The organism is Halomonas sp. BN3-1, from assembly GCF_003056325.1.
Taxonomy (GTDB): Bacteria; Pseudomonadota; Gammaproteobacteria; order Pseudomonadales; family Halomonadaceae; genus Halomonas; species Halomonas litopenaei.
Genome location: NZ_PYVV01000013.1, coordinates 108140 through 121837 on the forward strand (window position 1 = coordinate 108140; position 13698 = coordinate 121837).

Annotated in this window: 13 protein-coding genes; 6 read left to right on the forward strand and 7 right to left on the reverse strand. The window is 63.3% G+C overall.

Annotated elements, in window-relative coordinates:
• Positions 1–11 precede the first annotated feature (11 nt).
• From C9F12_RS17305 to C9F12_RS17335, 7 genes are all read right to left on the reverse strand, one after another.
• Positions 12–617: a Yip1 family protein gene (locus tag C9F12_RS17305; protein ID WP_083970270.1), complete on the reverse strand. Its 606-nt coding sequence runs from the start codon at positions 615–617 to the stop codon at positions 12–14.
• Between the two features lie 241 nt (positions 618–858).
• Positions 859–1758, reverse strand: a complete 900-nt coding sequence (gene cyoE / locus C9F12_RS17310) for a heme o synthase (RefSeq protein ID WP_231498497.1) — start codon at positions 1756–1758, stop codon at positions 859–861.
• 14 nt (positions 1759–1772) lie between these two features.
• Positions 1773–2099: a cytochrome o ubiquinol oxidase subunit IV gene (gene cyoD / locus C9F12_RS17315; RefSeq protein WP_045991965.1), complete on the reverse strand. Its 327-nt coding sequence runs from the start codon at positions 2097–2099 to the stop codon at positions 1773–1775.
• A 1-nt stretch (position 2100) separates the two neighbouring features.
• Positions 2101–2730, reverse strand: coding sequence for a cytochrome o ubiquinol oxidase subunit III (locus C9F12_RS17320; RefSeq protein WP_045991924.1), 630 nt, complete (start codon positions 2728–2730; stop codon positions 2101–2103).
• A gap of 2 nt (positions 2731–2732) precedes the next feature.
• A complete protein-coding gene (gene cyoB / locus C9F12_RS17325) occupies positions 2733–4715 on the reverse strand; it encodes a cytochrome o ubiquinol oxidase subunit I (RefSeq protein WP_045991923.1) in 1983 nt (660 codons plus the stop codon).
• 3 nt (positions 4716–4718) lie between these two features.
• On the reverse strand, positions 4719–5696 hold the full coding sequence (gene cyoA, locus C9F12_RS17330; protein ID WP_045991922.1) for a ubiquinol oxidase subunit II: 978 nt from the start codon (positions 5694–5696) through the stop codon (positions 4719–4721).
• Between the two features lie 872 nt (positions 5697–6568).
• Positions 6569–7333, reverse strand: a complete 765-nt coding sequence (locus tag C9F12_RS17335; protein ID WP_045991921.1) for a DeoR/GlpR family DNA-binding transcription regulator — start codon at positions 7331–7333, stop codon at positions 6569–6571.
• Positions 7334–7725: 392 nt separating this feature from the next.
• Here C9F12_RS17335 and C9F12_RS17340 point away from each other — a divergent pair, with 392 nt between their 5' ends.
• The 6 genes from C9F12_RS17340 (at position 7726) to cdd (ending at position 13637) form a co-directional block, all read left to right on the forward strand.
• A complete protein-coding gene (locus C9F12_RS17340) occupies positions 7726–8991 on the forward strand; it encodes a NupC/NupG family nucleoside CNT transporter (RefSeq protein WP_045991920.1) in 1266 nt (421 codons plus the stop codon).
• Between the two features lie 80 nt (positions 8992–9071).
• Positions 9072–9860 (forward strand): deoxyribose-phosphate aldolase, encoded by a 789-nt coding sequence (deoC, locus tag C9F12_RS17345; RefSeq protein WP_108131547.1) that lies wholly within the window; start codon positions 9072–9074, stop codon positions 9858–9860.
• The gene (gene deoA / locus C9F12_RS17350; RefSeq protein ID WP_108449686.1) at positions 9860–11200 is read left to right on the forward strand and encodes a thymidine phosphorylase; all 1341 of its coding nucleotides are present in this window, start codon (positions 9860–9862) and stop codon (positions 11198–11200) included. The genes deoC and deoA overlap by 1 nt, the downstream gene beginning before the upstream one ends.
• Positions 11197–12453, forward strand: coding sequence for a phosphopentomutase (locus C9F12_RS17355; RefSeq protein ID WP_108449687.1), 1257 nt, complete (start codon positions 11197–11199; stop codon positions 12451–12453). The genes deoA and C9F12_RS17355 overlap by 4 nt, the downstream gene beginning before the upstream one ends.
• On the forward strand, positions 12454–13200 hold the full coding sequence (gene deoD, locus C9F12_RS17360) for a purine-nucleoside phosphorylase (RefSeq protein ID WP_108449688.1): 747 nt from the start codon (positions 12454–12456) through the stop codon (positions 13198–13200). It begins immediately after the preceding gene.
• Positions 13197–13637 carry a cytidine deaminase gene (gene cdd / locus C9F12_RS17365; RefSeq protein WP_108449689.1) on the forward strand — a complete coding sequence of 147 codons (441 nt, stop codon included), beginning with the start codon at positions 13197–13199 and terminating at the stop codon, positions 13635–13637. The genes deoD and cdd overlap by 4 nt, the downstream gene beginning before the upstream one ends.
• Positions 13638–13698 lie beyond the last annotated feature (61 nt).

A 13698-nucleotide genomic window follows, 5' to 3' on the forward strand; every position in this document is an offset into this window, starting at 1 on the left:
TCACCCTCTAGTCACCCCAGCAGCGACAGAATGATGCGCTCTCCGTAGCCCCACAGCAGGACGGTCATGCCGAGCAGTCCTTCGAGCACCAGTACCCCCACCGCAAGGGTGGTGCTGGAGACGACGAAGCCTTCCTTTTCGCTGATATCGAGAAAGGAGGGAATGCCCAGATACAGCAGGTAGGCGGTGTAACAGAGGCCGATAACGCCGGCCAGCAGGCACAGCCAGATGATCGGGTAGATCGCCACGATGCCGCTCAGGAACATCGGGGTCGCCACATAGCCGGCAAAGATGATGCACTGGCTCTGGCTGGGTGTCTTGGGAAAGCGTTTAGCCGAGTAACGGATGGTCTTGCCGACGATGTAGACCGCCGCCAGGATCACCAGATAGAAGGCGATCCCCGCCCCCAGGGCGTCTAGATAACTGAGCTTGATGGTCGTGCCGCCGCCGAGACTCCAGCCGACCTGGGTGGTACCGATGTACGAGCAGATCACCGGTATGGCGGCCAGCAACAACACGTGATGCGCGTACAGGTGCGTTATCGTCTCCCTTTCCTGCTTGATCTGCTTCCATTCGCGATTCGGGTGGGCCATCAATCCCCAGACGTGTGTCAGCATACTGACTCCCTCCTGCTACCGCTGAAGTAAGTCCCGAGACCGGCACTCGGCGCCCGCGACTCCGTTGTCCTTAACTTGCAGTATAGAAGCGATTTTTCGCTTCGCTACCAACGTTACCGTACATACTATACAAGTCCTGTACAACACTTGATCTCCAGTCACGCTTCACCCATACGACTGATAAACACAAAAAAACCCCGCATCGGTGAAGATGCGGGGTTTCGGTTTCAGCGCCACCCGATCAGGACATCGAGGTCCACATCGGCGTGCTTGGCATCAGCGTCGCGTCCAGTGACATCATCAGGCTCAGCGCCGTGATGGTGAGGATCGAGATGCCGAATACCTGTCGCGCCCAACGCACGTTGTCGTCGGTACGGTAGCCCTTGGCCGCGATATACAGCCAGTAGACGCCCAGCACCAGGGCAACGATGAAGTAACCGGGTCCAGCGTAGCCGGCCAGACTCAGCGACAGCGTCGCACCGATAAAGGCCAGGATATAGCCCAGGATATGGTGCTTGGCCGTACCGATACCGCGAACCACCGGCAGCACCGGAATGTTGGCGGCGCGGTAATCTTCCATGCGAAAGATCGCGATCGCGTAGGAGTGCGGCATCTGCCACAGGCTGAAGATCACCAGCAGGGTCAAGGCCCCGGTATCGAAGCTGCCGGTCACCGCGCAATAGCCCACCACCGGCGGCACCGCCCCGGAGAGGCTGCCGACCAGAGTGCCGAACTCGGAATTGCGCTTCATGTAGAGGCTGTAGGCCCCCACATAGATGACGAAGCCGAAGGCCGCCAGACCCACCGTCAACGCATTGGTCCCCAGCGCCAGCAGACCGAAGCCGGCGATGCCCAGCAGGGTGGCAAACCGAAGTGTCGCCGCTTCGCTGACCCGCCCCTGCACCAGCGGGCGGTTGCGGGTGCGCTCCATCAGGGCATCGATGTCCTTGTCGATGACGTTGTTGTAGGCGCAGCCCGAGGCGATTACCAGGGCCAGACCCAACAGCGCCGACAGGAACACCACGGCATCGAACTGGCCCTGGGCGGCCAGGAAGTAGCCGCCCAGAACAGAGATCACGTTGCCGCCGATGATGCCCGGCTTGGTGATGGTGAGGTAGTCCCTGAGAGTGTCCCTGAACATCATGCGAGTCGGCGTCAGCCGATCATCATGTTGCGATGCAGGTGGTACATGATCCATAGGGAACCTCCGATGACCAGAACCAGGATCGCCACGGTGAAGACGAAGGACATGAAGTTCCAGCCTTCATCGGCCTTGGTGTTCATGTGCATGAACAGCACGAGCTGCACCAGCACCTGAGCCACCGCGGTACCGACGATCACGATCAACGTCGCGAAGGTGTCGAAGGCGCCGGTCATCACCGCCCCGAAGGGAATGACGGTCAGCACGATGGACAGGATCAGGCCGATCACATAGGACTTGACGCTGCCATGGCTGTGATGGTCGTTGGCGTGTCCGCTCATATCACAGGGCTCCCATCAGGTAGACGAAGGAGAAGACGCAGATCCAGACGATGTCCAGGAAGTGCCAGAACAGGCTCAGACACATGATGCGCGGACGCACCATATCGTCGAGACCACGCTGCTTCACCTGGATCATCATCACCAGGATCCAGATCAGACCGGCGGTCACGTGCAGACCGTGGGTACCGACCAGCAGGAAGAAGGCCGACAGGAAGCCTGAACGATCCGGACCAAAGCCCTCATGGATCAGGTGACGGAACTCATAGAGTTCCAGCGCCACGAAGGCCGCGCCCAGCAGGAAGGTGATCCCGAGCCACTTCATCACCTTGGATGCCTGATTGGCGTTCATGGCGAGCACCGCCATGCCGTAGGTGAAACTCGAGAACAGCAGCAGGAAGGTCCCGACCAGGATGAACGGGAGCTGGAAGATCTCGCCCGGGGTCGGACCATCGGCCGTGCCCCGAAGGAGCACGGCGTAGGTGGCGAACAGTGACCCGAAGATCACCAGGTCGCTCATCAGATAGACCCAGAAACCGAAGACCTTGGTGCCCGCGGCATCATGATGGTCGTGGTCGTGATCATGGTCATGCCCGTGGGCATGACCTTGCTGGTTGAGGGTGTCGGTTGCCATGGTTATGCCTGCATCTCCACACGGTTCTGGTGTTCGCGCTCGATACGCTCGACTTCCGCGGCCGGCACGTAGTAGTCGACGTCATCGTTGAAGATACGCGCGATGAAGGTGGCAAACATGCCCAGTGCGGTCACGATGGCAAGCCACCAGATATGCCACACCAGGGCGAAGCCGAAGACCGCGGAGATCAGACCGATCACCGGACCTTCCCAGGTGTACTTGGGCATGTGAATGTCCTTGTACGGTCCCTTGGACACGCCGGCCTTGCCGCCGTTGGCCTGCTTCTGGTTCCAGAAGTCGTCGATGTCCTTGATCTCGGGCAGATGCGCGAAGTTGTAGAACGGTGCGGGAGACGAGGTCGCCCACTCCAGGGTACGCGCATCCCAGGGATCGCCGGTGACGTCCTGGTTCTTCTTGCGATCACGGATACTGACGTAGAACTGGATCACGGTGCAGGCGATACCACACAGAATCAGCACGGCGCCGATCCAGGCGATGATCATCCACGGCTGCCAGGCGCCGTTGTCATAGGACTGCATGCGACGCACGGCACCGAAGAAGCTGAGAACGTACAGCGGCATGAAGGCCACGTAGAAGCCGGTCAGCCAGAACCAGAAGGAGCGCTTGCCCCACTTCTCGTCGAGGGTGAAGCCGAAGGCCTTCGGGAACCAGTAGGTCAGACCCGCCAGCATGCCGAACACCACGCCGCCGATGATGACGTTGTGGAAGTGGGCGATGACGAACAGGCTGTTGTGCAGCACGAAGTTGGCCGCCGGTACCGCCAGCATCACACCGGTCATGCCACCCAGGGTAAAGGTGATGATGAAGCCGATGGTCCACAGCACCGGAGAGGTGAACTCCAGACGACCGCGGTACATGGTGAACAGCCAGTTGAATACCTTCACCCCGGTGGGGATGGCGATGATCATCGTCATGATGCCGAAGAAGGCATTGACGTTGGCCCCGGCCCCCATGGTGAAGAAGTGGTGCAGCCAGACGATGAACGACAGGAAGGTGATGGCGATGGTCGCCCACACCATGGTGCCGTAGCCGAACAGCCGCTTGCGAGCGAAGGTCGCGATGACCTCGGAGAACACCCCGAATGCCGGCAGGATAAGGATGTACACCTCAGGATGGCCCCAGGCCCAGATGAGGTTGACGTACATCATCATGTTGCCGCCAAAATCGTTGGTGAAGAAGTGAGTCCCCAGGTAACGATCCAGCGTCAGCATCGCGATGGTCGCGGTCAGAATCGGGAAGGACGCGATGATCAGCACGTTGGCGCACAGCGACGTCCAGGTGAAGATGGGCATACGGAACAGGGTCATGCCCTTGGTGCGCATCTTCAGGATGGTGACGAAGAAGTTGATACCGGTCAGGGTCGTACCGATGCCAGATATCTGCAACGCCCATATCCAGTAATCCACCCCGACGCCGGGACTGTACTCTATCCCCGATAGTGGCGCGTAGGCCAGCCAGCCGGTCGCGGCGAACTCACCGACCACCAGCGAGACGTTGACCAGGATGACACCGGCAACGAACAGCCAGAAGCTCAAGTTGTTAAGGAAGGGGAAAGCCACGTCGCGCGCGCCGATCTGCAGCGGCACCACCAGGTTCATCAGACCGATGACCATGGGCATGGCGACAAAGAAGATCATGATCACACCGTGGGCGGTGAAGATCTGATCATAGTGGTCAGGCGGTAGATAGCCCTCGGCTCCGGCCGAGGCCATGGCCTGCTGGGTACGCATCATGATGGCGTCGGCGAAGCCACGGATCAGCATCACCAGCGCGACCAGGAAGTACATGATACCGAGCTTCTTGTGGTCGACGGAGGTGATCCACTCGCGCCACAGATAGCCCCACTTCTTGAAGTAGGTCAGGCCGCCGACCACGGCGATCCCGCCCAGGGCGATACCGATCGCCACCACCATGATGATGGGCTCCTGGATCGGAATCGAGTCTAACGTCAGTTTTCCAAACATGATTTACTCCGCTGCCTCTGCGCTCATGGACTCGCCGTGAGACTCGCTCTCGTCGCCATGGCCGCCTGCGCCGTGCCCGTTGACCACGCCGCCGTAGGTCTCGACGAACTCGGCATGCTTGCCGCCGGCCAGGAAGCTCTTGATGATGCGCTCATAGAGCGCCGGGGTGATCTCGGAGAAGTACTGGACCTCGTTGTCCTCGCTTGGCGTGGCGAGATCGTAGTACTCCTCGGGGAAGGTCAGCGTATCGGACGAGGAACGCACCTTCTCCACCCACTCTTCGAAGTCCTCGACGGAACCCACGTGGGCGTCGAAGGTCATCTCGGAGAAGCCTGCACCGCTGTAGTTGGTGGAGCGGCCCGGATAGACGCCCTGCTCTTCGGCGATCAGGTGAACGTCGTTATCCATGCCGGCCATGGCGTAGATCTGGCTACCCAGGCGCGGAATGAAGAAAGAGTTCATCACCGAACCGGAGCTCACCCGGAAGCGCACCGGAGTGTCCTCGGGGAAGGCCAGTTCGTTGACCGTGGCGATGCCCTGCTCCGGGTAGATGAACAGCCACTTCCAGTCCAGCGATACGGCCTGGATTTCCATGGGCTCGTTCTGTCCTTCCTTGGCCTCGAGACTGCGGTGCGGGTCGAGACTGTGGGAGGTGTACCAGGTCAACAGCGCCAGGAAGACGATGATGACGCAGGGAATGAACCAGACGATGGCCTCGATCTTGGTCGAATGGGCCCAGTCGGGTGAATAGGTGGCATCGGTGTTGCCACGGCGATAGCGCCAGGCAAACCACAGGGTGAGCACGATGACCGGCACCACCACGATCTGCATCAGACCGAAGGCGGTGAGGATCAAGGTACGCTGCTCACGGCCGATCTCCCCCTTGGGGTCGAGCAGCGCCGATTCGCAGCCCGCCAGCAACAGGGGCAGCGCCAGCATCAGCACAACGCTGAGCACGCGCAGGTACGACTTTCTTCTCATGTAGCAACCTCGTCAGGGCTTGGAGGCGGAATACCAGAGATTACGAGCTCAGGCTCGCGCGATGTGCAGGGGCCGCTGAGGTGGAACATTGCATGCACCTTTGGCAAAAGTTGCATGAAATGTGCCGAACCACGGACTAGACCCGCAAAATTTCGCATCCCCTACCCTGCCTCGGTACCACGACAAGACGTCGACACCTGAACAAAAGAAGTAGATGGAATGCGACCGGGGCGTATTGTCGACAGAGCGACCAGACTTGAGAAGCGACGATTTGCCGCAGGGGTGTCGCACCTTTCCTTGATCTGTCGCACCAAGACGTCGCAACAGTGCACAAATGGCCAATTGCCTGGGCCAGCAGAACCTGCCCTGCGACCCAACACCACACCCAGGAAGCACCACCAGGAACCGTGTCAGCGAGGCCGGACCCCACCCCCATGGGAAAGGCGATCTGATGGAAAAGAACGATATCCGTCGCCACGCTATCGTCTGACGTTATCGCCTGACGTTATTTCCCCCGACGCCATCGCCCCAACGCCAGGACGAAAGCGATGACGATGCCGAGAGGGCCAAACCGTGAAGTGTCAGACAAGGAAGGGACAGATAAGGGAGGATCGATAAGGAAGGGCCGGCTCACCAAGGGCCTGGTCATAAAAGAGCGAATCGGCGACGAGGGCCAGATCAGCAAGGGGGCCAAGGGAAGGCTCGAGCAGAAGGGACAGACCACAACGAGAGGCGCAACCGTGCGCCCAGGGGACCACTATCGAGAAAGGCCGTCAGAGACTGAAAGGCCAATGATCCGCAAGACAAGAAGTCACAAGACAAGAATCCACAAGCCAAGGATCCACGCTGGGCAAGAAACCGAAACCGGGGAATCAGGGATGAACCAGCCGAGACGCCACTTCCGGCGTACGTGACAGGCCTGCGGCACCCTCGCCGTGGGTGATGATGACATCGGCGTCGATCAGGGCGCCAAAGAAGGCGGGACGCAGCACGCCCCACTTGCTGTCGTCGAATACCAGGATCCGCTGGGCGGCGGTTTCGATGGCGGCCTGCTTGGGCGCCACTTCATGAAAGTGAAAGCAGCTCAGGCCCCGTGCGGCATGCACCCCGGCGGCGGAGAGAAAGGCGCGATTGATGCCGAGTCCCCGGACCTGGCGGGCGATGTCATCGCCGTCGAAGGACTGGGAGACGCCCTGATAGACGCCGCCCAGCAGGATCAGTCGGATGCCATCGAAATGGCTGACCGCATTGGCCACGTTAAGGGCGTAGGTCACCACCGTCAGGTCTCGTCGGCTGGCCAGTTCTGCGATCATCGGCACCAGGGTGGTGCCGCAATCGATAAACAGGGTATCGCCGTCTTCCACGTAGCCACTGGCGCGGCGACACAGACGCGCCTTGATATCGGCGCCGCGATCCTGTTGAGTTTCCAGGTCGTAGACTGGCGTGAAGTGGGGGTCGTCGCGGCGAACCAGATGCCCGCCCATCAGCATCAGAGGGCTGTCCTTGGTGGACACGTCGCGCCTCAGGGTCATCTCTGACACACCGCAGAGGATGGCGGCGTCCGCCAGCCTCAGGCTGCCGCCTCCGGCGAGCGCCTGCAAAAGGCGCTCCTGTCGCTGAATACTGCGCTGATTCATGGATTCTCCCCCGCGCCTCGACGGTCATGGCTTGCTGCCGTCGTTTTTCAATAAGCATGCCCTGAACTACCGGGTTCAGCCAGTGCCCGGGCAGGTAAGAAAACGCCACTGCACAAATGTTATTTTTCTCACATCAAGTGTTACTATACACTCATTGACGGATGGGCCCAGCCCGTGCCGGCCAATTCCGCTCGACAACAATCACTCGACACGAGCCGCCGCCATGCCCCATCACCTCTATAATTCCTGTTCTGATACCCCATTCGGCATAAGAGATTTCCGCCCCGTTCGAGGCAATTGCCCGCTATCAACGCGATGCGGGACGCCAGACCAGGCCCGAAGTGCGATGATCTATTCTTCAACGTTCATATTTTGATGAGGCGAAGGAACCTATGACACTCCTGATGAGCCTGGTCGGCATGGCCACCCTGATCGCCATCGCCGTCGCGTTCTCCTACAACCGCCGTGCCATTCGCCTGAGAACCGTGGGGGGCGCCTTCCTGATCCAGGCTGGTCTCGGGGCCTTCGTCCTTTACGTGCCCTTTGGCCAGAAGGTCCTGAAAACCGTATCGGACGCCGTCAGCCAGGTGGTGCTCTACGCCAACGACGGCATCGATTTCCTGTTCGGCGGCCTGGCCAACGCCGACAGCGTCGGCTTCGTGTTCGCGGTCAAGGTGCTGCCGGTCATCATCTTCTTCTCGTCGCTGACGGCGGTGCTCTACTACCTGGGCATCATGCAATGGGTCGTGCGCCTGCTCGGCGGCGCGCTGCAGAAGCTGCTCGGCACCTCGCGTACCGAGTCGCTGTCCGCCACCGCCAATATCTTCGTCGGCCAGACCGAGGCGCCGCTGGTCGTGCGGCCCTTTATCGCCCGCATGACCGCCTCCCAGCTATTTGCGGTGATGTGCGGTGGCCTTGCCTCGGTGGCGGGCTCGGTGCTTGCCGGCTACGCCGCACTCGGCATCCCCATGGAATACCTGGTGGCCGCCTCCTTCATGGCGGCCCCCGGCGGCCTGCTGTTCGCCAAGCTGATCATGCCGGAGACCGATCCCGAGGCGGACAAGGCCGACCGCGTCTCCGAGGTCATCGAGGACGAGGACAAGCCGGCCAACGTGCTTGACGCTGCCGCCGGTGGCGCCTCGTCCGGCCTCAAACTGGCGGCCAACGTGGGCGCCATGCTGCTGGCCTTCATCGGCTTGATCGCCCTGCTCAACGGTATCCTCGGTGGCGTCGGTGGTTGGGTCGGATTCGAGGATCTCAGCCTCGAGCTGATCCTGGGCTGGGTGTTCTCGCCGCTGGCCTTCCTGCTCGGCATTCCCTGGGAAGAGGCGACCCTGGCGGGGTCCTTCATCGGCCAGAAGCTGGTGGTCAACGAGTTCGTCGCCTTCATCAACCTGGCCCCCTATATCGACGGCGAGCAGCTCGTGGCCGCCACCGGCGAGGTGATGAGCGACCATACCGCCGCGGTGCTGTCCTTCGCGCTGTGCGGCTTCGCCAACCTGTCCTCCATCGCCATCCTGCTGGGCGGGCTCGGCAGCATTGCCCCGAGCCGTCGTCACGACATCGCCCGCTATGGCCTCAAGGCGGTACTGGCCGGCACCCTGTCCAACCTGATGTCGGCCTGCATCGCCGGCTTCTTCATGACCCTGGGCGCCTGATCCCACGTCGCGGATCCAGCGCCCGCCCTCATATCTTCGGCCGCCCGAGGCGGCGGCCTGTCCCACTCCAGGAGCCTCCCATGTCCCCCCAGTCGACCAACCCCTCCGTGATCGCTCGCCAGGCACTGTCCTTGATGGATCTGACCAGCCTCAACGATGACGATACCGACCATGTCGTCGAGGCCCTGTGCCAGCGGGCCAAGACGCCGCTGGGCCACACTGCTGCGGTGTGCATCTATCCGCAGTTCGTGGTGCCGGCGCGGCGCGCCCTCACCGCCCACAACCTCAGCGGCCAGGTCAAGATCGCCACCGTGACCAACTTCCCCCACGGCGAAGACGATGTCATGGCAGCCGCCCGCGCTACCCGCGAAGCGGTGGCTTCCGGTGCCGACGAAGTGGACGTGGTCTTCCCCTACCGCGCCTTCATGAATGGCGATGATCAGATCGGCCAGGAGCTGGTCGAGATGTGCAAGGCCGCCGCCAGCGGCCGCACCCTCAAGGTGATCCTGGAAACCGGCGAGTTGAAGGACGCCGAGTTGATCCGCCGGGCCAGCGAGCAGGCCATCGCCGGTGGTGCCGACTTCCTCAAGACCTCCACCGGCAAGGTCGCCGTCAACGCGACGCCCGAGGCCGCCCGAGTGATGCTGGAAGTCATCCGCGACGCGGACCGCCCGGTCGGCTTCAAGGCCGCCGGGGGCGTTCGCAGCGTCGAGGACGCCGCCGTCTATCTGGAGCTTGCCGCCGAGATCATGGGTGCCAACTGGGCCCGTCCCGAGACCTTCCGTTTCGGCGCCTCGGGCCTGCTCGACAACCTGCTGATGACCGCCGGTGTCGGTGTCGACGGCGGGGGCCAGTCCGGAGGCTACTGATGCTGTTGCAGGATATTCTTGCCGCCAAGCGTGACGGCCAGGCGCTGTCCAGCGAGGCCATCCGCCAATTCGTGATGGCCATCGCCGATGACAGCGCCGGTCAGGAGCAGATCGGCGCCTTCGCCATGGCCACCTATCTCAACGGCATGACGCTGGATGAGACGGTGGCGCTGACCGAGGCGACCCGGGACTCCGGCAGCGTGCTGGACTACCGACAGCTTGATCTGCCGGGGCCTATCCTCGACAAGCATTCCACCGGCGGCGTGGGCGACCCGGTATCGCTGATCCTCGGCCCCTGGCTCGCCGCCTGCGGAGCCCACGTGCCGATGATCTCCGGTCGTGGTCTGGGCCACACCGGCGGCACCCTGGACAAGCTCGAGGCCATCGCCGGCTATGACGTCACTCCTCGGCGCACCACCTTCGAGCGCCTGCTCAAGGACGTCGGTGTGGCCATCGTCGGACAGAGCGGCGATCTGGCGCCGGCGGACAAGCGCCTCTACGCGGTGCGCGACGTCACCGCCACCGTTGCCTCGTTGCCGCTGATCGTTGCCTCGATCCTCGGCAAGAAGCTCGCCGAAAACCTCGATGCCCTGGTCATGGACGTCAAGATCGGCAACGGCGCCTTCATGGCGAACGACGACGAGACCCGAACCCTGGCAGCCACCATCGCCGACGTCGCCCGACGTGCCGGCACCCCGACCACGGCGGTGCTCAGCGACATGAACCAGACCCTGGCCGAAAGCGCCGGCAACGCCATCGAGGTACGCGAGTGCCTGGCGATCATGCGCGGTGAGCAGCGCGATTCGCGGCTGTTGACGCTGACCCGCCGCCTGGCGGTGGAAGCGCTGCTGGCCGGCCGACTGGCGACGTCCAAAGAGGACGCCGAACGCCAGCTCGAGGCACGCCTGGCCAGCGGCGACGTGGCCGAGCGCTTCGAGCGCATGGTGGCAGGTCTTGGCGGACCGACCGACCTGCTGGAAAACGCAGGCGCCCTGCCCGCCCCGGCCCCGGTGATCCAGGACGTCCTGGCCGAGCATCCGGGACGGGTGGCACGCCAGGACGTCAAGGCGCTGGGCATGGCGGTGGTCGAGCTGGGCGGCGGGCGCCGCCGTGCCGGCGACGCCATCGACCATCGTGTCGGACTGGACGCCATCGCCGCCATCGGCCAGACGGTCGACCGTCACACCCCGCTGGCGCGCATTCACGCCGCCAGCCAGGCGGACGCTGACAGACTCGCGGCACGGGTACGCGAGGCCTTCACCTTCGGCGACGAGGGCACGCCCCCGCCACTGGTGCACGAGACCTTGTGCGATCCTTCGATAACGGGAGAGACACCATGAGCCGCGCGATCGTGCTGGTGATGGATTCCTTCGGCATCGGTGCTGCCCCCGACGCCGAGCGCTTCGGCGACGCCGGCGCCGATACCCTGGGCCATATCGCCGAGGCCTGTGCCCGCGGGCAGGCCGACGACCGTGGCCGCCGCGGCCCGCTGCAACTTCCCAACCTGGCCCGCCTGGGGCTCTATCACGCCCACCGCGAGGCCACCGGCGCCAGCGCCGCAGGCATCCAGCTGGGCGAGGTCGACGGCGCCTACGCCCACGCCATGGAGGTGTCCTCGGGCAAGGACACCCCGTCCGGGCACTGGGAAATCGCCGGGGTCCCGGTGCGCTTCGACTGGGGGTACTTCGAGGACAGGGAGCAGAGCTTTCCGCCGCTACTGCTCAAGGCATTGATCGAGGAGGCGGCGCTACCCGGTGTGCTGGGCAACTGCCACGCCTCAGGCACCGAGATCATCGCCCGTCTGGGTGAAGAACACTGCGCCAGCGGCAAGCCCATCGTCTACACCTCCGCCGACAGCGTCTTCCAGATCGCCGCCCATGAGGACAGCTTCGGCCTTGAGCGCCTGCTGTCATTGTGCGAGACCGCCCGGCGGCTGCTCGAGCCCTACAATATCGGTCGGGTGATCGCGCGCCCCTTCGTCGGTGACGACGCCGCGAGCTTCCAGCGCACCGGCAATCGTCGCGACTACAGCGTCGAGCCGCCCTCGCCCACGGTGCTGTCGAAGCTTCACGACGCCGGCGGCGAGGTCGTGGCCATCGGCAAGATCGCCGACATCTACGCCCACTGCGGCATCAGTCGTCTGATCAAGGCGTCGGGCCATGACGCTTTGATGGCGGCGACCCTGGCGGCCATGGATGAACCGGTGGCGAGCGACACCCAGCGCCTGATCATGACCAACTTCGTCGACTTCGACATGGTCTACGGCCATCGCCGCGACGTGTCCGGCTATGCGGCGGCGCTGGAAGCCTTCGACCGACAGTTGCCGGCGCTGCTCGAACGGCTGACCGACGACGATCTGCTGGTGATCACCGCCGACCACGGCTGCGACCCCACCTGGCAAGGCAGCGACCACACCCGCGAGTTCATCCCGGTGCTGGCCAGCGGCGCCGGGCTTGCGGCCGGATCGCTGGGGCGTCGGCAGAGCTTCGCCGATATCGGCCAGAGCCTGGCGAGCTATTTCGGTCTTGCCCCCATGGCCGACGGTGAGAGCTTTATCGAGCGCAAACGAGCATTGGATAGACGAGGAGCTTAGATGGCTACCCCCCACATCAAGGCCGAACGCGGTGATTTCGCCGACACCGTGCTGATGCCCGGCGATCCCCTGCGCGCCAGATACATCGCCGAGACCTTTCTCGAGGATGCGCGACTGGTCAACGAGGTGCGCAACATGTACGGCTACACCGGTCGCTACAAGGGACGCGAGATCTCGGTCATGGGCCACGGCATGGGCATCCCCTCGGTATCGATCTACGCCAAGGAACTGATCACCGAATTCGGCGCCAGACGGCTGATCCGCGTGGGTTCCTGCGGCGCCGTGCGCGACGACGTCAAGGTACGTGACCTGATCATCGGCCTCGGCGGCAGCACCGACTCCGGCGTCAACCGCTCGCGCTTTCGCGGCCTCGACTTCGCCGCCATCGCCGATTTCGACCTGACCCGCGCCGCCGTGGACGCCGCCGGCGCCCAGGGCACCCCAGTCAAGGTCGGCAACATCTTCTCTGCCGACCTGTTCTATCACCCGGACCCAGCGCTGATCGACTGCCTGCGCAAGTTCGACATCGTCGGCGTCGAGATGGAGGCCGCCGGGCTCTACGGCGTCGCCGCCGAATTCGGCGCCCGCGCACTGACCATCTGCACGGTATCGGACCATATCGTCAACGGCGACAGCCTCTCCAGCGACGAGCGCGCCACCAGCTTCGACGAGATGATGACCATCGCCCTCGAGACCGTGCTCGAGGACGACCACCAGCAAACCAGCCGCCAGGAGACCCCCCGATGAGCGATCCAAGGACGACAGAGACCGTCGACGCCGATATCGTCAAGGCGCTGATCGAGGTACGCGGCCGCGCCTACGTGCCCTACTCCAGCCACCCGGTGGGCGCCCTGCTGATCAGCGACTCGGGAACCCGCTACGTCGGCGCCAACGTCGAGGTCGCCCACTACAAGGGGCTGTGTGCCGAGGCCTCAGCCATCGCCGCCATGGTCACCAGCGGCGAGACCCGGCTGAAGGAGGTCTACGTCATCGGTCCCGGCGAGCATCTGTGCACCCCCTGCGGTGACTGCCGTCAGCGCCTGCGCGAGTTCTCCTCCCCCGAGACCCTGATCCGGGTGGTGGACGCGGACGGCCAACTGCTCAAGCGCTACACCATGGACGAGTTGCTGCCGGACTCCTTCGGGCCGGAAAACCTGGGCAAGGACTCCGCCTTCGCCAGCTAGGCGAGCGAATTCACTTCCTCGGAGTTGTCCGCTCTGGCATTGCCGAATCGGCTCGATTTGC